Below are 20,076 nucleotides of genomic sequence, written 5' to 3' on the forward strand. Positions count from 1 at the left end.
TGAGCATTGGAGTGCTTAATCATTTTTTAACAGTGAGCGGATGACCTTCAAATAACTTGGTGGAGCATCCACATAATTGCGCTTCCTTAACATCCGGTGCATCTTGGGTAGATTTTGATGCGGAACAGATGCCATTAAATGATGTTCAATATGATAGTTCACATGAATCGGTGCAACAAAAGCCCGTGCCAGATAACCTGCTCGGGTGGTACGGGTGTTGCTTAGGGCAGAATGACTGGTTTGCAGACCGGCATGTTCAGCCATTGCCCGGATACGAATAAATAAAGGAAATGGTGTGATATAAGCCAAAGGCCATAGCAAATACAGCTTAGGATGGCCACTGGCCCAAAGCACAGAGAAAATCGTGGCATTCGCGAGCAGCATACCGGAACTGTTTTTCAGCAGATTTTTGGCCAAATCTACCTTGCTACGATCGCCACGTGGAATAGGTTTGGGATCGTTGGACACACTCCATTCCAGAAGCTCCAAATCCATCAATACCCGACCTGCCAGAAATTTCAATCCAGATTGCCCGTTTAAGTCGCGAAAGAATTTTCGGAATAATGAGCTTTGAGTAATGGGGAAGTTTTTCACCAGGCCTAAATCCGGGTCGTCTGGTTGAGAGGTTTTAGCATGATGTTTCAAGTGATAAGGACGATATTTGCTGACCTCATTCCAGATTGGGCGTGCACACAGCCAATCGGTCAAATGTGTATTTAGCCATTTGGTTTTAAACAGGCTATGGTGTGAGGCATCGTGCATCAAAATCGCCATGGCCAGCTGACGACCTGCCAAAATAGCCAATGCCACTGCACACATTAAAACCTTTCCCCAAATGGGCAAATATTCCCAGCTATAGGCCACTGTACCGAAGGTCATCACAATCACAGCCCAAGTTGAAGCTATAGACCAAGCACCATGTAAGTCAGAAGTCGTGGTGAGTTCTTTAATTTCTTCGCGGCTAAAAAAATCGGTGACACTGAGCTTAGTGTTCATTGTTTTGCCTATAGCGTTCTTATCATTACTTTCAATATATTTGTCCTAAATATTACAGTCAATTTATTTTTGTGAATAAATATGAAATAAATTATACACCCTGATTGTTAAAATATTGCTGCCATAAAAATTGCCCCTGTTTTTCTATTTTACGAACCGCCCGCTCAAATTGTTGCCGAGCTTCGGCTTCTATCCATTCTGCAGGAAGTAGGGGATCGGCACGTAAACTAAATAAGGCAGATTTACCGAGATAGAAGGCGGTTTTTGCTGCATCAGATAAAGGCAAGCTTTGAGAGTAATCAAACCATTGATGAATGTCTTGATTCACCTCCAGATAAGTTTGATGTAAGGCTTGAACATCCCAAAGTGCACTGACATCTATTTCCTGATCTATCTCACTGACTTGAAAAAAACGTGCATCTGGATCTAATCCAAACTGGATTGCAGCCGTTTTTAATTCGGTTAAGCTCAGCATTAAGTTGTCTGGACGAATAAAAACATTCTGCTCCATTTCCTGAAAGCCATAATAACCTAGTGCTTTTTCCCGTTTGGATAATGCAGTGCGATCTACACGTCCCAAAGCACCGGTATAAACCAGTACATATTTTCCATTCCACGCGGTCGCCATTTGCATATTGGGATGCTTGTTTAAACTGATAAAAGAAGTATCAAATTTTTTTTCTAGCAATTGATACACGCCGCGCTCTACAGCTTGAATGATATTTTCCTGATTCAATCGGGCTACAGCAACTCGCAAACTATTGTGAGAAATGCTTAATAAGTCTGCTGCACATAGCATCTGTTTAATGCTGGCAGTAGAATTTTGAGACGCATATAACAAGTCTAAAACCAGATGACGGGCATTCAATTTATAAGTCATGAAATGATATCGTAATTAAAGGAATTGAAAGTTTTGAAGTTTTTTTACAATAGCACTTTGTTGTGAATAACCCAAAAAATGTCAGGGTGAAAGAGGATGAATAAGTGATTTGAGATATGCTTTTTATTAATGAATTTTTTTAAACACAATAAAAAAGCCCTTATCTTTCGATAAGGGCTTTTCGTATTCTGGAGCGGGAAAGGAGACTCGAACTCCCGACCCCAACCTTGGCAAGGTTATGCTCTACCAACTGAGCTATTCCCGCAATGAGATGAATTATAGAGAATTCCACAGCAGTGTCAACTCTCTATAAATCTGTTTGATTAATTAATCAGCACGGCGCCAAACCGTACCTTGACGGGTATCTTCAAGAACAACACCTTGATCAAGTAAAGATTGGCGGATTTCATCCGCACGCGAAAATTCTTTGGCTTTTTTGGCATCTTGACGCTGTTGAATTAAACCTTCAATTTGTTCAGGTGATAATCCTAGGGCTTCCTGACCAATATCAGATTTGAGAAATTCATCTGCATCTTGTTGTACCAGACCGAGAATATTGGTCAAATGGCGTAAAGTTGCGTAGTAGATTGCTGCCTGTTCCGCATTTTCTTCTTTCACGGCACGATTCAGTTCTTTGTTAATTTCAAATAGCACTGCAATCGCTTCAGGTGTATTGAAATCATCACGCATGGCGGCATTAAAACGTTCAACCAAAGCATCATCCAAGGTTTCCACCAGATGATCGCCATAAACCGCCTGATAGGTTTTAAATGAATGGTAGAAACGAGACAAAGTATTTTTCGCTTCTTTTAAGGCAACATCCGAATAGTTCACCGGACTGCGATAGTGTGAAGACACAATAAAGTAACGCACCACTTCCGGATGGAACTTTTCGATCACGTCGCGAATGGTGAAGAAATTGCCTAAAGACTTCGACATTTTCTCGCCATCGACATTAATGAATCCGGCATGCATCCAGTAATTCACATATTGTTCACCGGTTGCTGCTTCAGATTGTGCAATCTCATTTTCATGATGCGGGAAGGTCAAATCGGCACCGCCGCCATGAATGTCGAAATGATTGCCCAGGCAGCAGGTCGACATCGCTGAACATTCAATATGCCAACCCGGGCGGCCATTACCCCAAGGTGAAGGCCATGCAGGTTCATTTTCTTTGGCGTGTTTCCAGAGGACAAAGTCAAATGGATGTTTCTTTTGAACTTCGACATCAACACGTTCAGAAGCTCCAGCTTGCATATCTTCTAACTTGCGACCAGAAAGACGGCCATATTTGGCAAATTTCTCGACTTCAAAATAGACATCGCCATTATTAGATGGATATGCCGTGCCTTTGTCGACCAGATTGCCAATCATATCTTGCATTTGGTCAATATAGTCTGTGGCTTTAGGCGCAGCATCAGGCGGGAGACAGCCTAGTTTGGCAAAGTCTTCATTCATCGCATCAATAAAGCGGCCGGTCAACTCAGAGATACTTTCGCCATTTTCATTGGCACGTTTAATAATTTTGTCATCAATATCGGTAATATTGCGCACGTATTTGACTTTCCAGCCTTGGCTGCGCAGGAAACGGATAATATAGTCAAATGCAACCACTGTACGTGCGTGTCCAATATGACAGTAGTCATAGACGGTCATACCACAGACATACAAATCAATTTGACCTTCAACACGAGGTACGAATTCTACTTTTTTGCGTTGCTCTGAGTTATATAGAACAAATGGTTGCATAGCTGTTCAAAAGACTTCAAATAAAAGGATGAATCATCTTAACCTAAGCATAATTATTCATAAAGACAAAAGCGTAAAAAGCCTCAGATATTTAGCATAGTTAGGCAGAGATACTGATTGATAAAAAGGTGATTCTTGGACGGAAGTCAGAATATTGAGCTCAGCTTTACAGAACTAGTGTTTGCCAGGGAGATTAGGTGGTATTGGCGTGAGTATGATCTCATTTGAACCCAACTTATTGAGGAGAGAGTAGGCGTGTGTCGATAGAAAATAAAAAACAAGCATATTTTACAGCGTCAAAAATGAAGTAAATGTAGAGGTGGAGATACCAGACTGCGTAAGTCACATACAATCAAGATATATTAAAAATCTGTCGAATCTTCTACATTTAGAAAGCTTGCAATTGCATAGCTATGCTAAAATTGCGAAAATTGTGCCCATCAAATGAGAGTTTTTCTCTGTCCTTAACGTAGGTAAACAGGCTTTGAATTCACAAAAAACAGCGAATCAACTCGATTTTCAGAAAGTCGCACTTGAAACACTGCGCATCGAAGAAAATGCATTACAGATTTTAGCCACACAGATTGATGGCCGTTTTAGCCGGGCCTGTGAAATTATTCTACAGTGTACTGGTCGTCTGGTAATTACCGGAATGGGCAAATCAGGTCATATTGGCCGTAAAATGGCGGCGACCTTTGCTTCGACCGGAACACCCTCATTCTTTATGCATCCGGGTGAAGCCGGTCATGGCGACTTGGGCATGCTGGTCGCGGGTGATGTGCTGATTGCGATTTCAAACTCAGGCAAGAGTGATGAGATCATGATGCTGATGCCACTCATCAAACATCTTGAAATTCCTTTAATTACCATTAGCGGCGATGAGCGTGGCCCAATGCCACAAAATGCCGATGTGGCTTTGACCCTGGGTAATATTCAGGAAGCCTGTCCGCTCGGGTTGGCACCCACCTCATCAACGACTGCCACCTTGGCCTTAGGCGATGCTTTGGCGGTGGCGTTACTGGATGCGCGTGGTTTTACTTCAGATGATTTCGCCCGCTCGCATCCCGCCGGAGCTTTGGGTAAGCGCCTGTTATTACATGTAAAACATCTGATGCGTACGGGTGATGATTTACCTAAAGTTTCACCAGATACCGCCATGAACAAAGTATTGTATGAAATTTCCAACAAACGTCTGGGATTGACCACGGTCGTAGATGCAAATGATGTCTTGCTGGGAATTTTTACCGATGGTGACTTGCGTCGTTTAATTGATAAACAGCAAGGTTTTGATGTCAATCTGGCAATTCAGGACGTGATGACCAAGAATCCGCTTACGATTTCTCAGGAAGCACGTGCAGTCGTGGCGCTGGAACGTATGAATGAACGTAAAATCAACCAGTTTGTAGTGGTTGATGAGGCCAATAAAGTGATTGGTGTGATTAGTATGCATGACCTGATTCAGGCTGGGGTAAATTAATAAATGGCATCTTATGTATTATTAGAGCAGGCACGTCATATTGCAGCATTAGTGCTTGATGTAGATGGTATTTTAAGTGACGGTTTTGTAACGCTGACCAATACTGGTGATGAAATCAAATCATTCGATATCCGCGATGGTCTGGGTATGAAACTGGTTCAGCAGGCTGGAATCAAGGTGATTATTATCACTGGCCGTAAAAGTAATATTGTCGAAAAACGAATGTCGGATCTGGGTGTGGATCTGGTCTATCAGGGCCGTGAAGATAAAGGCACAGCACTACGCGAAGCATGTGCACAGCTCAATATCGACCCTGAAGACTGCTTATATATGGGCGATGACTGGCCTGATCTGTCTGCTTTTGCCATTGCTGGCATGAAAGTGACCGTACCAAATGGTCATGTCGAAGTTCGTCGCCGTGCAGACCTGGTGACTCAGGCGCTGGGTGGCCGTGGTGCAGTACGTGAAATCTGCGATATGCTGCTGATGTCCAAAGGCGTATACCAAGAGTTACTTGAAAAATATACTCGTGCGCCTTATTAATAAGTCATATCTTTTGGATTAAGTACACCGCTTATGGATACTAAAGTTTTATATATTACGGCTGTGATGATTGCCGCAATAAGTGGTGGTTATTATTATTACAGTGGCAAGGGCAATAAGCTGCAGACGGACTCCGCGCGCAGCATGACCTATTCCGCTCAAGATATTAACTTAACCCAGACAGATGAATCAGGCATGTTATCGGTTCGCGCCCAAGTGGATCGACTTGAGCAGAACTTGCAGCAACAGACCTCCAAGCTGGAAAATCTGCAAGCTTCGACCTATGACAATGCTCAAGTCGATGCGACTTTCTCTGCCAAAATGGCGCATGGCTATGATGACAATACAAAAGTTGTACTCTCTCAAGAAGTGCTTGCCACCAAAATCATGCAAAATGGACAGTTAGAGTTCCGTACTGAGGAGCTGACGGCTTTTCCAAAAACACGTGAAATTGAAACTGATAAAACGGTGATCGTGGAGTCTCCACAGGCTGAATTTATCAGCCAGGGTCTTAAAGCCAATCTTAATGATGGTCAATACGAATTCTTTAATATTCGAGGAAAGTATGAACCAAATTCCTAAAGTCAAAATGATGCACACTTTCCTGAAGCGCACTGCGCTGGCGACTGTGATTGGACTTGCTTCAATCGCGGCCTTTGCCTTGCCATCTGACCGTAACCAGCCGATCACTTTACTGGCGGATCGCGCGACTTTTAATGAGCGTACTGGGGTGACGACCTATTCTGGCAATGTCATCATTGAACAGGGCACCATGAAGCTACAAGCCAATTCAATTGTGGCCAATCTGAACAATAAGCGCCAGATTAGCCTGATCACGGCTACCGGTAGCCCGACACAGTTCCAGCAAAAAGTAGATGCCTCCAAAGGTCTGACCAAAGGTCAGGCTCAGAAAATTGTCTACAATGCTGAAACCGGAATTATTACCCTGTCTGGTAATGCCTTATTGCAGCAGGATGGGGCCAGTATTCGTGGTGCGACTTTAAAATATAGTATGAATAAAGGTGATGTTGAAGCGATTGGTACACCGAATAAAACCGGTTCAGCTGAAGGTCGCGTAAAAATTGTGATTCCACCATCAGCTTCACAATCCTTTCCAGGAGCACGTGATTAATGGAACAATCGCAGCAAGTTCAAACCTTGACCATCAAACATCTGGCGAAAAATTATAATAAGCGCTGGGTGGTGAAAGATGTGTCTTTTAGTATGGAAAGTGGCCAGATTGTCGGATTGCTCGGACCTAATGGTGCAGGTAAAACCACCAGCTTCTATATGGTCGTCGGTCTGGTACGTATGGATAAAGGTGAAATCTATCTGGATGATCTGGATCTTTCTGATCTGGCCATGCATGAACGGGCACGCAAGGGAATTGGCTATTTGCCGCAAGAAGCATCGATTTTCCGCAAGCTGACAATTTCACAAAATATTATGGCGATTCTGGAAACCCGCAAGGATTTGACCAAGGCTCAGCGTCAGCAACGTCTGGCGGAACTTTTGGCCGACTTTAAAATCACTCATATCAAAGATTCTTTAGGAATGAGTGTTTCCGGTGGTGAGCGACGCCGTGCCGAGATTGCTCGTGCATTGGCGGCAGATCCAAAATTTATGTTACTCGATGAACCTTTTGCTGGTGTCGACCCGATCTCGGTTGGTGATATTAAAGATATCATCACCACTTTGAAAGATCGTGGGATTGGGGTATTGATTACCGATCATAATGTGCGTGAAACGCTGGCGATTTGTGAACATGCTTATATTGTGAGTGAGGGGGCATTGCTTGCTGAAGGTACGCCAGCTGAAATTCTGGCCAATGAAACAGTAAGAAAAGTTTATTTAGGTGATGATTTTACCGTATAAACAGCTTTTATGTCTGTAAGATACCCACATCACGGCACCAATTGTCGGATGAGGGTTTTTTTTCATCAAATCAACGTTAAAAAAGTATCTTTTACAACGATTTGATATATTGTTAGGCTAAAACACGAAACATTAATTATTATGCGATTTAGGGTACAGCACATAAAAAATGTTCAGGGGGAAAACCGATAAAAAAAGGGGATCTTCATGAGTCTTCTTTTGCCTTTATCTATTTCCTTGGCACATGCAGAAACTTCGCAAAACCATTTTGCAAATATTAAAAACGGTTTAAGTAAACTGATTGCACCAGAGCCAACACGGTCAGCGCATTCAGTTGATATTACGTCACTCAGTCGCTACTCATTAGACACTTCTCAGGTAGCTGAACTGCCACAGATTACCCGGCCACAACAGGGACAGTCTGCTACCGGCCCTATCGTGGCTCCTATTCCACAAAAGATGAATGTGGTGGAAGCGATCCATACCGCAGTTCAGCGACGTCCTGAAATTAGCCAGAGTATTTCTACCTTGTCTGCACAGGCGGCCAATATTGATGTGGCAAAAGCAGCCTATTATCCGCAGTTATCGGGCGGATTGGGGACCGGTGATCTGACCTCGGGTGAGCGTGGACGTCAAGTGGTTTCCTTAAATGCAACACAGATGCTGTATGACTTTGGCAAGATCAAAACCAATGTCAGTATCGAGGAAGCCAGATTGGCAGAAGAGCAGGCAAGGGTGCTGGTCAGTCTGGATCAGGTGGCTTTTGAAGTGGCAGATGCGATTGTCAATATCAAGCGTTATCAGGAAATTACCCAGATTGCCCAACAGCAGATTCAGGGCATTGCACGGATTGCAGAAATTGCCAATTTGCGTGCCCGTGCCGGTATCAGCAGTCAGGCCGATCCAATTCAGGCTCAGTCCAATCTGGAAGCGGCACAATCGAACCTGCTGGTGCAGCAGACCCAGCTCAGATAATATCAGCAACGTTTACGCACTTTGCTGGGGTTTGATGTATCTGCCGTTGAATGGGAGATTCCTGAGCGTATTGTGGCACAGGCCGATCTTTATCAGGATCCGGAATTTACCCAGATTCCCAATATGATTTTGGCCCATGCCGGGGTCAATGTTGCCCGTTTGCAAAAAGATCAGGCACGTTTAAGTCGTTATCCAAGCATTCATCTGAAAGGCAGTTTAAGTCAGGCTGTTAATGGGCGGAATCCGAATAATAATGAAGATGACGGCTTTTATAATTCAATCATGATTGAAGCCAGCAGTAATTTTTATCAGGGTGGCGCAGCACGCTCTCAGGCACGTTCTGCCAGTTATGCCGAAGAAGCTGCACGCGCACAGGTCAATACGGTCTATCTGGATGTGCTGGATCAGGTTCGCTTGATTCGTGAGCAGATTGAGAATAAGCAAAAACAAATGGGAGTTTTATCCCAACGTCGTGCAACCACGGTACGAGCCAAAGAGCTGTATCAAGAACAATATAAATTGGGTACCCGAACCGTGGTGGATTTGCTCAACGCAGAACAGGCGATTCATAGTGCAGCACAGGAAATTGAATCTGCGGGCTATGACATCTATTCGGCGATTGTGCAATATATTCAGGTTACCGGCCGTACACGGGATATTTACGCGCTTAACCGTATTTCTATTCAGGGGTTTGAAGTTCAGCCATGAGTACTACAATAAATTATCAACCGTGGCTTAAAGCGGTTTTGAATATTGCCAGACATTACCGGATTGAACCTTCTGAGGAGCGGATTCGTCTGCAACTGGACTGGAACCAGCATCATGACATCGACGAGATGCTCAAAATTGTCAGCCGGCAGATTGGTTTAAATGTCCGTAAAAATAAATTTGACAGCAGCTTGCTGAATCCGTGGCGTTTGCCTTTGCTGGTGGAGTTTGAGAGTGGGGATGTGGGTGTGATTGAACGCATCGACACCCAAGCTAACGTCAGTATACAGCTCAGTGGCGATGAAGGCTTGTCTCAAAGTTTCACGGTTGAACAGTTAGAGACGGGCGTAAAGCATCTGTATGTTCTGCGTCCCGAATCTTCTGTGCCGGATGCGCGGGTGGATGAATATATCAAGCCGTTCGAGAAAAACTGGTTCTGGTCAATTGTCTTGAATGACTGGAAACGTTATATCGATGTCATGTTCGCCTCTTTAATCGCGAATATTCTGGCACTGGCCACGATTGTTTTCTCGATGAACGTGTATGACCGCGTGATTCCATCACAATCGATTCCTACCTTATGGGTTTTGGCTGGCGGTGTGCTGATTGCGGCAATTTTCGAGTTTGTTTTACGCGTCTCCCGAATCTATCTGTCAGACATTATTGGTAAACGTGCTGATCTGAAAATTTCGGATCGGGTATTTGGCCATTCTTTGCGCATCAAAAATAGTGAACGTTCCAAATCGACTGGTACCTTTATCTCGCAGATTCGGGAACTGGAAGGGGTACGCGAACTGGTCACTTCAACCACAGTGACTGCGATTGCCGACCTGCCATTTTTCTTCCTGTTCTTAGGGATTTTCTGGGTGATTGGCGGCAACCTGTTCTGGGTGATGCTGCTGGTGGTGCCACTGATGATTCTGCCTGGCATTCTGGCGCAGAAAAAACTGGCAGAACTGGCTCAGCTGGGCATGCGTGAATCTGTCATCCGTAATGCCTTGCTGGTAGAAGCCGTGCAAGGGATTGAAGATATCAAGCTGCTCAGAGCTGAAACACGCTTCCAGAATCAGTGGAACCATATGAATGAAGTTTCAGCCGATGTCAGCATGCAGCAACGTAAGATTGTGGGTTTGATGACGGCCTGGACCCAAAAAATCCAAGGCTTGACCTTTGCCATTGTGGTATTGGTCGGTGCTTTTGCGGTGATGGACGGCGAGATGACCACAGGTGCATTGGTGGCCTGTTCGATTCTGTCTTCACGAATGCTGGCACCCATTTCACAAATTACTGGCGTGTTGGGTCGTCTGCAACAGGCCAAAGTGGCCAAAGCCGGTCTGGATGAGTTGATGAAAAAATCGGTCGATCAGCCGGATTATTCTCATCTGATTCATCGCCCAGCTCTGGATGGCCATTATGAACTCAGTGGTGTGGTATTCAAATATGGCGAAGATGATCCAAAACCAAGCCTGATGATTCCAAAGCTTGAGATCAAACCGGGTGAAAAGATTGCGATTCTGGGCCGTAACGGTGCCGGGAAATCAACCTTGTTGCAGCTCTTGTCTGGTATGCAGACGCCGTTACAGGGCAAGGTCAAACTGGATGGTATTGACCTGACCCTGATTGATCCTTCAGATGTACGTCGTGATATGGGCTTGCTGAACCAGAATTCGCAGCTATTTTATGGTTCGATTCGTGAAAATCTCAGCTTGGGTGCGCCCTTGGCCACCGATCAGCAAATTCTGGAAGCGCTGCAAATCACGGGTGCATTCGCTTTTGTGCAGGAGAAAAAAGAAGGTCTGGATCATATCATTCTGGAAGGTGGTGTTGGCTTTTCTGGCGGTCAGCGTCAGGCGCTGTTATTAACACGGTTATTGATCCGTCAACCGAAAATTCTACTGCTAGATGAACCTACTGCTGCGATTGATGATGTGTCAGAAAAGCAGTTGATTGATCATCTTAAAAGTTATTTGAGCCATCGTACCATGGTGGTTGCGACGCATCGCCGTGCGGTACTGGAGCTGGTGGATCGTATTATTGTGGTGAATGATGGGAAAATTGTCATGGATGGTCCACGAGATCAGATCCTGAATCAGTCACAGGGTGGTAATAAGCGGGTTGTTGGAGCAAGTGCATGAGTGAACTCAAAGAACTAAAACGTTCAAGCAAAGTCAGCTTTCAGGAACCACCTTTACCTAAATCGAGTGTCATTATCTGGATTGTCGGCATTGGTTTATTGGTATTGCTGATCTGGGCCTGGTTATTTAGCTTGGAAGAAGTCTCTACCGGTACGGGTAAAGTGATTCCATCTTCTAAAGAGCAGGTGGTTCAGTCTTTAGAAGGCGGTATTTTGACCACACTCAATGTTAGAGAAGGTGAAATTGTAGAGCGCGGCCAAGTGTTGGCTCAGCTTGACCCGACCCGTTTTGAATCCAATGTCGGTGAATCTGAATCCTTACTGATTTCATCACGTGCGACCTCAGCTCGCTTACGCGCGGAAGTGAGCGGTACGCCATTGGTATTTCCCGAAGAAGTCTTGAAATACCCAAAACTGGTGAAAGAAGAAACGGCACTGTATCAGTCACGTCGTGCCAATCTGGAGGAATCCGTGGCCGGTCTAGAACAGGCCTTGGTACTGGTACAGCAAGAGCTGGAAATGACAGCACCACTGGTGGCTAAAGGGGCAGCCAGTGAGGTTGAAGTGCTGCGCTTAAAACGTGAAGCCAACGACCTGCGTAATCAAATGAATGATATTCGTAATCAATATTATGTGAGTGCGCGGGAAGAGCTGTCCAAAGCCAATACCGATGTGGAAACTCAGCAGCAGGTGGTACGCGGCAAGTCAGATACCTTGAGCCGGACTATTTTTAAATCACCGGTACGCGGTATCGTAAAAGAAATTGATGTGATGACCTTGGGCGGCGTGATTCCACAAAATGGCAAGTTGATGACCATCGTGCCACTCGACGAAAAACTACTGGTTGAAGCGCGGATTTCACCACGTGATATTGCCTTTATTCGTCCAGATCAGGAGGCACTGGTTAAAATTACAGCCTATGATTATTCAATCTATGGTGGGTTAAATGGTAAAGTTGCGATGATTTCACCAGACACCATCCGTGATGAAGTCAAGCAGGATCAGTTCTATTACCGGGTCTATATCCGCACGGACAGTGACAAACTGAATAATAATGCGGGTCAGGAGTTTAATATCACCCCAGGTATGGTGGCCACGGTAGACATTCGCACCGGTTCAAAAACTGTCATGGATTATCTGATCAAGCCATTCAACAAGGCCAAAGAAGCGTTGCGGGAACGCTAATCCTTTCAGGCCATTGAGTCAAACAATCGAGTCAAATCAGGCCTCTCCATGGAGAGGCTTTTTATTTGTTGGAGTAAAGCAGGTATACTGCCAGGGTTCGATTTTAAAGCCCGAAGTTATGCCATATACGCTTGCCAGCCTGGTCAGTTTTGAGGAAGACATCAAAAAAAGCCGATTTCAGGCATTTGCGACCCCTGTAGAAAATGAACAGCAGGTCAAAGATTTTCTGGACGCTTATCGTGATCCAAGTACCACGCATCAATGCTGGGCCTGGAAAATTGGCCATCAGGTGCGCTTTAATGATGATGGTGAACCTTCAGGCACTGCGGGGCGCCCGATTCTCGCCACCATTGAAGGTAATGAATTGACTAATGTACTGGTGCTGGTCAATCGCTGGTATGGCGGGATTAAACTCGGCACCGGAGGTTTGGTTCGTGCCTATGGCGGCTGCGCTGGACAATGCTTGCTGCTGGCAGACAAAATTGAACTGATTGAAAAGAAAAAAGTGCAATTTTTCTGTCAGTTTAATGAATGGGCCATTTTTCAGTATGAACTGAATCAGCAGCAAATCGATTATCAGGAAGACTATAGTGCCGAAGGCGTTCAGGTTCAGGCGCAGTTGCAGAAGCATCAGATTGAAGCTTTTGCTTTAAAAATTCAGGATGTGACTCGTGGCCGTGAACAGCTCAAAATCATAGAAGAAGCGACAGATGACTGAAGCAGATCCATTACTGAAATATCGTGAGCAGCATAAACATCGCCTGAACTATATGCCTTGGCTATACTGGTCCTTAAAGGCGAAAAACCGTGGCTGGGCAGAAGCTTGGCAAAAAGAATATCAGGCTTATCTGATGGAAATGGAAACCGTCGAGATTGGTGAAAACTGTTTCATTTCGCCACTGGCACATATTTTTGCGGAACCGGGACGCAAGATCGTCATTGGCGATAATACCTTTATCGCCGCAGATTGCACCCTGCATGGCCCACTGGACATTGGCAATGAAGTGGCGATCAATCATCACTGTATTCTGGATGGTGGCCGGCTGGGGATTAAACTGCATGATCAGGTGCGTATCGCAGCGTATTGTCATCTGTATGCATTTGATCACGGTATGCAGCTAGAACAGCCAATTTATCAGCAAGCGGTACGCTCACAAGGCATCGAAATTGGCCGGGATGTCTGGCTCGGCGCACATGTCGGTATTAAAGATGGCGTTAAAATCGCAGATCAGGCCATTGTCGGAATGGACAGTATGGTCACCAAAGATGTCGAAGCACGGGCTATCGTTGCTGGGAATCCTGCAAGCTTTATTCGATACCGCAAATAAAGCTTTACACTCGGTAGATCTCTTTCATCAATCAGAAAATGATGGTTCTATTGATATTTAAATCCACGAGATATTAAAAGCCCTTTCTTCCTTATGCAACAGTATTGCTGACTTCCTAACAGCAAGAGGGAATTTCGCTGGTATAAATTAGAAAATGATTTTAAAAGCATTTTAATGATCTGAATTTAAGTGTTTGGCCTAATGGCTGAATTATTCTTCTAATTATCGGTCAATCACATAAAAGTTAACATATTTCAATTCAAGCCTTACAGATTTTGCTGCACATTTTATAAAGCTTATGCTAAGTTAAAAATAACAAAGAAATTTTTATCATAAATAGAGAGGCTAAACATGAAACGTGTCATCGCCTGCATCGACTCTTCACCATGTATAAACGCGCTGGCAGACGCGGCTGCATGGATTGCCAAACAGACTGGACGTGAACTGGTTTTGTTACAGGTCTTGGATTATTACCCGGCCAGTTATCATCTGGGCGAAATCAGTGGGGTAATCGGGTTTGAAAGCAATGCCATGTTGCTGAAGGAATTGGCCGAGCTTGAACAAAAACAAAGCGAAATTGCCTTGGATTATAGCAATAATCTGCTGCAACATATTTCCGAGCGGATTTTAGCCGAACATGGTATTCAAACCACACATATTCAGGAAAAAGGGGATTTTCTGGAGCAAAGTTTCCAGATTCTTGAGCCGGATGATATCGCATTAATTGGATTGCTCGGTGAGCGCTCAGCTGAAAAGAATAAACCGATCGGCACCAATGTCGAGAATTTTATTCGTGGTGCCAATTGTACGGTCATGACCGTTGGGGAGCAGTTTAAACCGCCAACACGATTTATTTTTGCCTATGAATATTCTCCGACCTGTATCAAAATGATGAGACGGATTGCGGAAAGTGATCTGCTGCGTTTATTACAATGTCACCTGTTATATATTGGCGATCATGCCGAAATTTTAACTGAGCCGCTGCAATATCTGACTCAAGCGGGTCTAGATGTAGTGCCGCAATATCGCTATGGCGATGTCGCCGAGAATATTTTGACCTATCAACAGGAGATGGGTATTCAACTGATTGTTCTGGGCGCATTTAGTCACAGCAAAATCCATCAGTTTTTCCTCGGTAGTATTGCCACCACAATTTTCCGTAATTCCAAGGTGCCTTTACTGGTTGCAAAGTGAGGATTGCCTAAAAAGCAAACAAAATGAAAATTTCAACGTAAATTGTTACAGCTTGATTTAAAAATGATCAGAGTTATCCTCATATATTGTGGATAACTCTGTGGTTAATGTTTTTAAGTTAATGTTATATATAGTAAATATGGTGCTGGGTAATTTTTGTTCTTCTGATTTTATTTGACAATCGCAAGTGCAAAACCATCATGTCCTTTACTGCCTACAGTCTGTAAAGCGGTACAAGATAATATACGTGGATGATTTTGCAGCGCTTTAAACATGGCACGGATGCCTTCAATACTTGGCTTGTGATTGTCCGGATTGATAATCTCGCCTGCACGGATTACATTGTCCAGAAAAATAAGTGTACCTGAATGCGACAGATTTAAACTGAGTTCCAGATATTCCGGATAACTCTGTTTGTCTGCATCAATGAAGATAAAATCAAAAGCCTCGGTCTCTGCGGGTAGAGCTTTGAGTACATCTGCTGCACGACCACATTTCAGTTCAACAGTTTGCTTGAGCTGGGCACGGTCAATATTTTCCTGACCCATTGCCGCGTGGGTATCACGTCCTTCAATTGTCAGGATATAACCATCATCGGGCAAAGCACGTGCCAACCACATGGTGCTGTATGCGGCAAATGTTCCGAGTTCCAGTACACGTTTACATTGATTCATCTGGATCAGCATCTGCAACAACATGCCTTGATTTGCTGCTACAGCCAGATGATCTGGCAGACCATGCGCAGCAGTATTTTCCAGCGTCTGGTTCAGGATGGAATCTTCAGGAATTAAATGTGACTCAATGTAGTTGTCAATGTCTGTCCACATGTGTTGCATAGTTTTAGCACCATCAATTGCGATGGGTGCATTTTAAACTTTTCGCGGCATAGCGCAATTTATTGTGCTATAGCTGCTGTTTTTTTAGGCTATATAAAGTCTTAAATGAACTTTGTATAGCCGTTGTCATGACTTAGTAATTACACATTGAAGAATTTCGCCCCAGACTTGGCCCCCAGGTACGGTAACCTTGGGTATCGATGTGGATCTGACCAGAAGCATACATGCCGAGTCCCATATTCAGACTTTGACCATGTTGCGCCCAGAACTGGCACAGTTTGAACTTGGTATTTTCAATATAACTATAGTCTTGCGCTTGTGGATATTCTGGGCCAATACGAAAATCGATGGCAGAATTATACAGATGGCGTGAAGAATTGGCGCCACCGGCACACTGGTTTAAAGGCAGGTCACGATAGACGGAAGTGACTTCAAAATCAGTCAGGACATTGGCGGCTACTAAATATTTAAATACACGCAAGGTTGGAACCTGATTGGCCCATAATTCACGGCTTGGAATCATGTACTGTGAACGACCACATTTGGCCCAGTCCCGCGCGGTACGCATTAATTCAAAACTGGGAATAATATTGCCTACGCCATTGCGTTCCAGAAACACTTCATACTCACGTACACGTGATAAATTATCCAGCGCAGAGACCCAGTGGGTATACAGATAAGGTACAGTTTTGGGTTGGACTTTGCGGTCGTATTGAACACGTTCTTGGGGAATATAAATCCGCTTTCCATCGGGCACGGTCTGTCCCGGTGGTTTTGGGGTCGTGGTACAACCCACAAAAACGAGAGGGATTACACACAGACTCAATAATCCCTTTGCAAAATTCTTCATTTATAGAAATCAGATATTTATAAATAGCGCCATTTTAGACTAAATATACGGAGAAATTTGGAGAATATTGCAATAAAATGTGTGGATTGAGTATAAAAAAGATCAGCATGTGCTGATCTTTTTTAACTGAAATTAATTACTTTTCAAGATATTGTAATTTTTCAGCTTTACCATTCCATTCTTCACGATCTGCTGGCTGGTCACCAATTTGTGTGATATTTGGCCATTTTTGCGACAGGTCAGCATTCAGTTCAATGAATACTTCTTGGCCTTCTGGTAATTCATCTTCAGAGAAAATTGCATTCGCCGGACATTCAGGTTCGCATAAGGCACAATCGATGCATTCGTCCGGGTTAATCACCAGGAAGTTAGGACCTTCATAGAAACAGTCTACAGGGCAAACTTCAACACAGTCTTGATATTTACATTTAATACAATTTTCAGTGACAACGAAGGTCATGGCGACAGCTACCTAAAAAATATGGTTCTATTTACGAATACTGTATTTTAGGCAAAAACAGGGGGAACTAACAATTCCTTTTATTGATATTTGTTATATATAGGGCTGTTAAATTTGAAAAAAGCCAGAATAGGGCTAAATTCAAGTATAAATCAGTGCTAGACCCCATACGGGATGAGGTCTATGGCTCAGAGAATTACCCCGGCTGTTTGAGTAAATCTTTTAGTGCATATAATTGTGCTAAGGCTTCGCGTGGACTCAGGTTGTCTACATCGATGTCTTCGAGTAATTCGAGAGCTGGAGATTCTTTCTCAATTGCGACAATACGTTCCACTGGCTCTACAATTTCCGGCAGTGCAAATAGATCGTGTTGTAGACTCTTTGGTTTGACCAGTTGTTGCTTTTCCAGAATCTTTAAGCGGTTTTGTGCTTCTTTAATGACTGATGCCGGAATACCGGCAAGTTTCGCCACCTGTAAGCCATGACTCTGGCTGGCAGGGCCATGTTGTACCTTATGTAACAAAATCAGATTGCCATTCAGTTCTTTAGCCGTGACATGATAGTTGTCGATGCCGCTTTCTTTATCGAGTTCGGTCAGCTCAAAATAATGGGTTGCGAATAGACACAGGCATTGAATGCGTTTGCTCAGATCCAGTACACAGGCCCAGGCCAGAGACAGGCCATCATAGGTACTGGTGCCACGACCGACTTCATCCATCAGTACCAGCGACTGACTGGTGGCATGATGCAGAATTTGCGAAGTCTCGGTCATTTCCACCATAAAGGTCGATTTGCCAGTTGATAAATCATCGGCAGAACCAATACGGGTGAAAACCCGGTCAATAGGCCCTAAAGTCGCAGCTTGTGCAGGAACATAAGCCCCGCAATACGCCAGCAAGACGATCAATGCGGTCTGGCGCATAAAGGTCGATTTACCGCCCATATTGGGTCCGGTAATAATCGCCATGCGATGGGAAAAGTCCAGTCGCGTATCGTTCGGTGTAAAAGCAGTTTTGCTTAAAGCTTCCACCACCGGATGACGGCCAGCAGTGATACTTACACCGACTTCAGGGCTGAATTTTGGCCGTGACCAGTTGCGTAAACGTGCCTGATGGGCAAAGTTTGCCACCAGATCAATCTGGGCAATGGCACTGCTCATCATCTGTAAATTGCCGATATCCTGACGTAATTCATCCAGCAGCATTTCAAACAGCATTTTTTCACGCGCCAGAGCACGGGATTCACTGGATAAAATCTTATCTTCAAAGGCTTTCAGTTCAGGTGTGATATAGCGTTCAGCATTTTTCAGAGTCTGACGGCGGATATAGTGCTCGGGTGCCTGTTCGGCCTGAGCACGTGAGAGTTCAATATAATAACCACTCACTCGGTTATAACCAATTTTCAGTCCCGGAATTCCGCTGGCTTCACGTTCTTTAATTTCCAGATCAATCAGGAACTGGCTGGCGTGATCACGAATCTGACGTAATTCATCCAGTTCACTATCAAAGCCTTCGGCAATCACATTCCCATCACGCAGCAATACCGGCGGATTTTCTACGATGGCAGACATCAAGCGTTGATGCAGGCCATGGAAATCTCCGAGTTCTTCATTGAGCTGGATTAATAGCTCAGGCTGTTGTTGACTGACAATCGGCTGTAGGGCATGGCGTAAAAATGGAATTTGCGCACAGGCCTGACGTAGTTGTACCAGATCCCGCGGTCGGGCACTGCCCAAAGCAATTCGGCTCAGAACACGTTCAATATCGCTAATTTCCTTAAGTACCAAACGTACAGGTGCTTCATGGAAACCTTTTAGCAGGGCCTGGATGGCATCCAGACGTTCATCCAGCAAGGCAGTGTCACGCAAAGGCTGCATCAGGGTGCGACTCAGCAAGCGTCCACCCATAGCCGTCTGGCAATCATTAATTAACTGAAACAGTGAAGTACCATGCTCAAATAAAGGCTCAATCAGTTCCAGATTGCGACGTGTCACTGGATCTAGGGCAATAAAGTCGGAACTCTGTTCTAGCTGAATCGAACGAATATGTGGTAAAGCGGTTTTCTGGGTTTCTTTGGCATAGTGAATCAGTGCCGCAGCGGCAGCTTTTGCCAACGGCAAATGATCAATCCCGAAACCGGAAAGTGTGCTGACGGCAAACTGGTCGCACAAGGTTTTTTGTGCATTGTTCAGGTTAAAGTCCACATTAGGACGCTTCGTCACGGAAATATCAAGTTGCTGCTTGAGTTGCTCGGTCAGCATCGGATCAGTCGTATTTTCATCCAGCAAAATTTCGCTTGGCATTAGGCGCGCCAGTTCAATCATGAGCTGGTTGAGATCATAATCCTGCTGCTGTACTTTAAACAGGCCGGCGCTGAGATCGAGCAGTGCAATCCCGATCTGATTTTGCTGAATACATAAAGCCACCAGATTAGAGCTTTGATGTGCACCGAGCATGGCATCATCGGTCAGGGTGCCCGGGGTGATAATCCTTACCACGCCGCGCTCCATGGGAGCCTTACCACGAGTACTTGTGCTCTCGCCCTCACCAATCTGTTCACAGATCACCACCGTTTCGCCTTTTTTGACCAGACGGGCCAGATAGCCTTCGGCTGCATGGAAAGGCACACCTGCCATTGGGATCGGCTGACCATTGGCTTTACCGCGATGGGTCAGGGTAATGCCTAAAATTTTGGCTGCCTTGTGTGCATCTTCAAAGAACAGTTCATAAAAATCACCCATACGATAAAACATCAATGAGTGTGGATGCTGCACTTTCACCGACATGTATTGCTGCATCATGGGCGTTAAGGTAGAAAGATCAGCCATAATTTCCGAACTGGTCATTAAAAATAAATCCTTTCAACAAGAGAGAAATGCAAATACTG

General features: G+C 44.6%; 17 protein-coding genes, 1 tRNA gene and 1 pseudogene. 11 read left to right on the forward strand and 8 right to left on the reverse strand.

What is annotated here, in order from left to right; genetic code table 11:
- Positions 1-15 precede the first annotated feature (15 nt).
- From FTU95_RS02060 to cysS, 4 genes are all read right to left on the reverse strand, one after another.
- On the reverse strand, positions 16-996 hold the full coding sequence (locus FTU95_RS02060) for a fatty acid desaturase family protein (RefSeq protein WP_180077387.1): 981 nt from the start codon (positions 994-996) through the stop codon (positions 16-18).
- Between the two features lie 91 nt (positions 997-1,087).
- Positions 1,088-1,876, reverse strand: coding sequence for a PaaX family transcriptional regulator C-terminal domain-containing protein (locus FTU95_RS02065; RefSeq protein WP_159138181.1), 789 nt, complete (start codon positions 1,874-1,876; stop codon positions 1,088-1,090).
- 189 nt (positions 1,877-2,065) lie between these two features.
- Positions 2,066-2,141, reverse strand: a tRNA-Gly gene (locus tag FTU95_RS02070).
- 62 nt (positions 2,142-2,203) lie between these two features.
- Positions 2,204-3,625, reverse strand: coding sequence for a cysteine--tRNA ligase (cysS, locus tag FTU95_RS02075; RefSeq protein WP_005171297.1), 1,422 nt, complete (start codon positions 3,623-3,625; stop codon positions 2,204-2,206).
- Between the two features lie 484 nt (positions 3,626-4,109).
- Here cysS and FTU95_RS02080 point away from each other — a divergent pair, with 484 nt between their 5' ends.
- The 11 genes and pseudogenes from FTU95_RS02080 (at position 4,110) to FTU95_RS02130 (ending at position 15,044) form a co-directional block, all read left to right on the forward strand.
- Positions 4,110-5,102, forward strand: coding sequence for a KpsF/GutQ family sugar-phosphate isomerase (locus FTU95_RS02080; protein WP_071851229.1), 993 nt, complete (start codon positions 4,110-4,112; stop codon positions 5,100-5,102).
- Positions 5,103-5,105: 3 nt separating this feature from the next.
- Complete coding sequence (locus FTU95_RS02085) at positions 5,106-5,645, forward strand: HAD family hydrolase (RefSeq protein WP_005096667.1); 540 nt, start codon at positions 5,106-5,108, stop codon at positions 5,643-5,645.
- Between the two features lie 33 nt (positions 5,646-5,678).
- Complete coding sequence (gene lptC, locus FTU95_RS02090; RefSeq protein ID WP_005096668.1) at positions 5,679-6,227, forward strand: LPS export ABC transporter periplasmic protein LptC; 549 nt, start codon at positions 5,679-5,681, stop codon at positions 6,225-6,227.
- A complete protein-coding gene (gene lptA / locus FTU95_RS02095; RefSeq protein WP_005171293.1) occupies positions 6,211-6,777 on the forward strand; it encodes a lipopolysaccharide transport periplasmic protein LptA in 567 nt (188 codons plus the stop codon). The genes lptC and lptA overlap by 17 nt, the downstream gene beginning before the upstream one ends.
- Positions 6,777-7,520: an LPS export ABC transporter ATP-binding protein gene (lptB, locus tag FTU95_RS02100; protein ID WP_005096670.1), complete on the forward strand. Its 744-nt coding sequence runs from the start codon at positions 6,777-6,779 to the stop codon at positions 7,518-7,520. The genes lptA and lptB overlap by 1 nt, the downstream gene beginning before the upstream one ends.
- A 207-nt stretch (positions 7,521-7,727) precedes the next feature.
- A pseudogene (locus tag FTU95_RS02105) lies at positions 7,728-9,203 on the forward strand (TolC family protein).
- A complete protein-coding gene (locus tag FTU95_RS02110) occupies positions 9,200-11,338 on the forward strand; it encodes a type I secretion system permease/ATPase (RefSeq protein WP_180077389.1) in 2,139 nt (712 codons plus the stop codon). The pseudogene FTU95_RS02105 and the gene FTU95_RS02110 overlap by 4 nt, the downstream one beginning before the upstream one ends.
- Positions 11,335-12,522 (forward strand): HlyD family efflux transporter periplasmic adaptor subunit, encoded by a 1,188-nt coding sequence (locus FTU95_RS02115; RefSeq protein WP_100534979.1) that lies wholly within the window; start codon positions 11,335-11,337, stop codon positions 12,520-12,522. Before FTU95_RS02110 ends, FTU95_RS02115 begins: the two co-directional genes overlap by 4 nt.
- A 118-nt stretch (positions 12,523-12,640) precedes the next feature.
- Positions 12,641-13,240: a YigZ family protein gene (locus FTU95_RS02120; RefSeq protein WP_159515872.1), complete on the forward strand. Its 600-nt coding sequence runs from the start codon at positions 12,641-12,643 to the stop codon at positions 13,238-13,240.
- A complete protein-coding gene (locus FTU95_RS02125) occupies positions 13,233-13,850 on the forward strand; it encodes an acyltransferase (RefSeq protein WP_100355049.1) in 618 nt (205 codons plus the stop codon). Before FTU95_RS02120 ends, FTU95_RS02125 begins: the two co-directional genes overlap by 8 nt.
- A 351-nt stretch (positions 13,851-14,201) precedes the next feature.
- Positions 14,202-15,044, forward strand: coding sequence for a universal stress protein (locus tag FTU95_RS02130; protein ID WP_005171275.1), 843 nt, complete (start codon positions 14,202-14,204; stop codon positions 15,042-15,044).
- 170 nt (positions 15,045-15,214) lie between these two features.
- Here FTU95_RS02130 and FTU95_RS02135 read toward each other — a convergent pair whose 3' ends face one another.
- From FTU95_RS02135 to mutS, 4 genes are all read right to left on the reverse strand, one after another.
- The gene (locus tag FTU95_RS02135; RefSeq protein ID WP_180077391.1) at positions 15,215-15,880 is read right to left on the reverse strand and encodes an O-methyltransferase; all 666 of its coding nucleotides are present in this window, start codon (positions 15,878-15,880) and stop codon (positions 15,215-15,217) included.
- Positions 15,881-16,013: 133 nt separating this feature from the next.
- Entirely contained in the window at positions 16,014-16,730 is a 717-nt protein-coding gene (locus FTU95_RS02140) for a D-Ala-D-Ala carboxypeptidase family metallohydrolase (RefSeq protein WP_005096679.1), read from the reverse strand.
- 136 nt (positions 16,731-16,866) lie between these two features.
- Entirely contained in the window at positions 16,867-17,190 is a 324-nt protein-coding gene (gene fdxA, locus FTU95_RS02145; protein WP_180077393.1) for a ferredoxin FdxA, read from the reverse strand.
- Between the two features lie 196 nt (positions 17,191-17,386).
- Complete coding sequence (gene mutS / locus FTU95_RS02150) at positions 17,387-20,035, reverse strand: DNA mismatch repair protein MutS (RefSeq protein WP_180077395.1); 2,649 nt, start codon at positions 20,033-20,035, stop codon at positions 17,387-17,389.
- Positions 20,036-20,076 lie beyond the last annotated feature (41 nt).

Origin of the sequence: Acinetobacter sp. YH12208 (assembly GCF_013418055.1) — a bacterium.
Classification (GTDB): domain Bacteria; phylum Pseudomonadota; class Gammaproteobacteria; order Pseudomonadales; family Moraxellaceae; genus Acinetobacter; species Acinetobacter pseudolwoffii.

Bases quoted from the DNA above. Each gene is read 5' to 3' on its own strand.
- FTU95_RS02130 (WP_005171275.1), top strand. From the start codon at position 14,202: ATGAAACGTGTCATCGCCTGCATCGACTCTTCACCATGTATAAACGCG.
- FTU95_RS02140 (WP_005096679.1), bottom strand. From the start codon at position 16,730: ATGAAGAATTTTGCAAAGGGATTATTGAGTCTGTGTGTAATCCCTCTC.
- FTU95_RS02120 (WP_159515872.1), top strand. From the start codon at position 12,641: ATGCCATATACGCTTGCCAGCCTGGTCAGTTTTGAGGAAGACATCAAA.
- lptC (WP_005096668.1), top strand. From the start codon at position 5,679: ATGGATACTAAAGTTTTATATATTACGGCTGTGATGATTGCCGCAATA.
- fdxA (WP_180077393.1), bottom strand. From the start codon at position 17,190: ATGACCTTCGTTGTCACTGAAAATTGTATTAAATGTAAATATCAAGAC.
- FTU95_RS02135 (WP_180077391.1), bottom strand. From the start codon at position 15,880: ATGCAACACATGTGGACAGACATTGACAACTACATTGAGTCACATTTA.
- cysS (WP_005171297.1), bottom strand. From the start codon at position 3,625: ATGCAACCATTTGTTCTATATAACTCAGAGCAACGCAAAAAAGTAGAA.
- FTU95_RS02110 (WP_180077389.1), top strand. From the start codon at position 9,200: ATGAGTACTACAATAAATTATCAACCGTGGCTTAAAGCGGTTTTGAAT.
- FTU95_RS02060 (WP_180077387.1), bottom strand. From the start codon at position 996: ATGAACACTAAGCTCAGTGTCACCGATTTTTTTAGCCGCGAAGAAATT.
- FTU95_RS02115 (WP_100534979.1), top strand. From the start codon at position 11,335: ATGAGTGAACTCAAAGAACTAAAACGTTCAAGCAAAGTCAGCTTTCAG.
- mutS (WP_180077395.1), bottom strand. From the start codon at position 20,035: ATGACCAGTTCGGAAATTATGGCTGATCTTTCTACCTTAACGCCCATG.
- lptA (WP_005171293.1), top strand. From the start codon at position 6,211: ATGAACCAAATTCCTAAAGTCAAAATGATGCACACTTTCCTGAAGCGC.
- FTU95_RS02065 (WP_159138181.1), bottom strand. From the start codon at position 1,876: ATGACTTATAAATTGAATGCCCGTCATCTGGTTTTAGACTTGTTATAT.
- FTU95_RS02125 (WP_100355049.1), top strand. From the start codon at position 13,233: ATGACTGAAGCAGATCCATTACTGAAATATCGTGAGCAGCATAAACAT.
- lptB (WP_005096670.1), top strand. From the start codon at position 6,777: ATGGAACAATCGCAGCAAGTTCAAACCTTGACCATCAAACATCTGGCG.
- FTU95_RS02085 (WP_005096667.1), top strand. From the start codon at position 5,106: ATGGCATCTTATGTATTATTAGAGCAGGCACGTCATATTGCAGCATTA.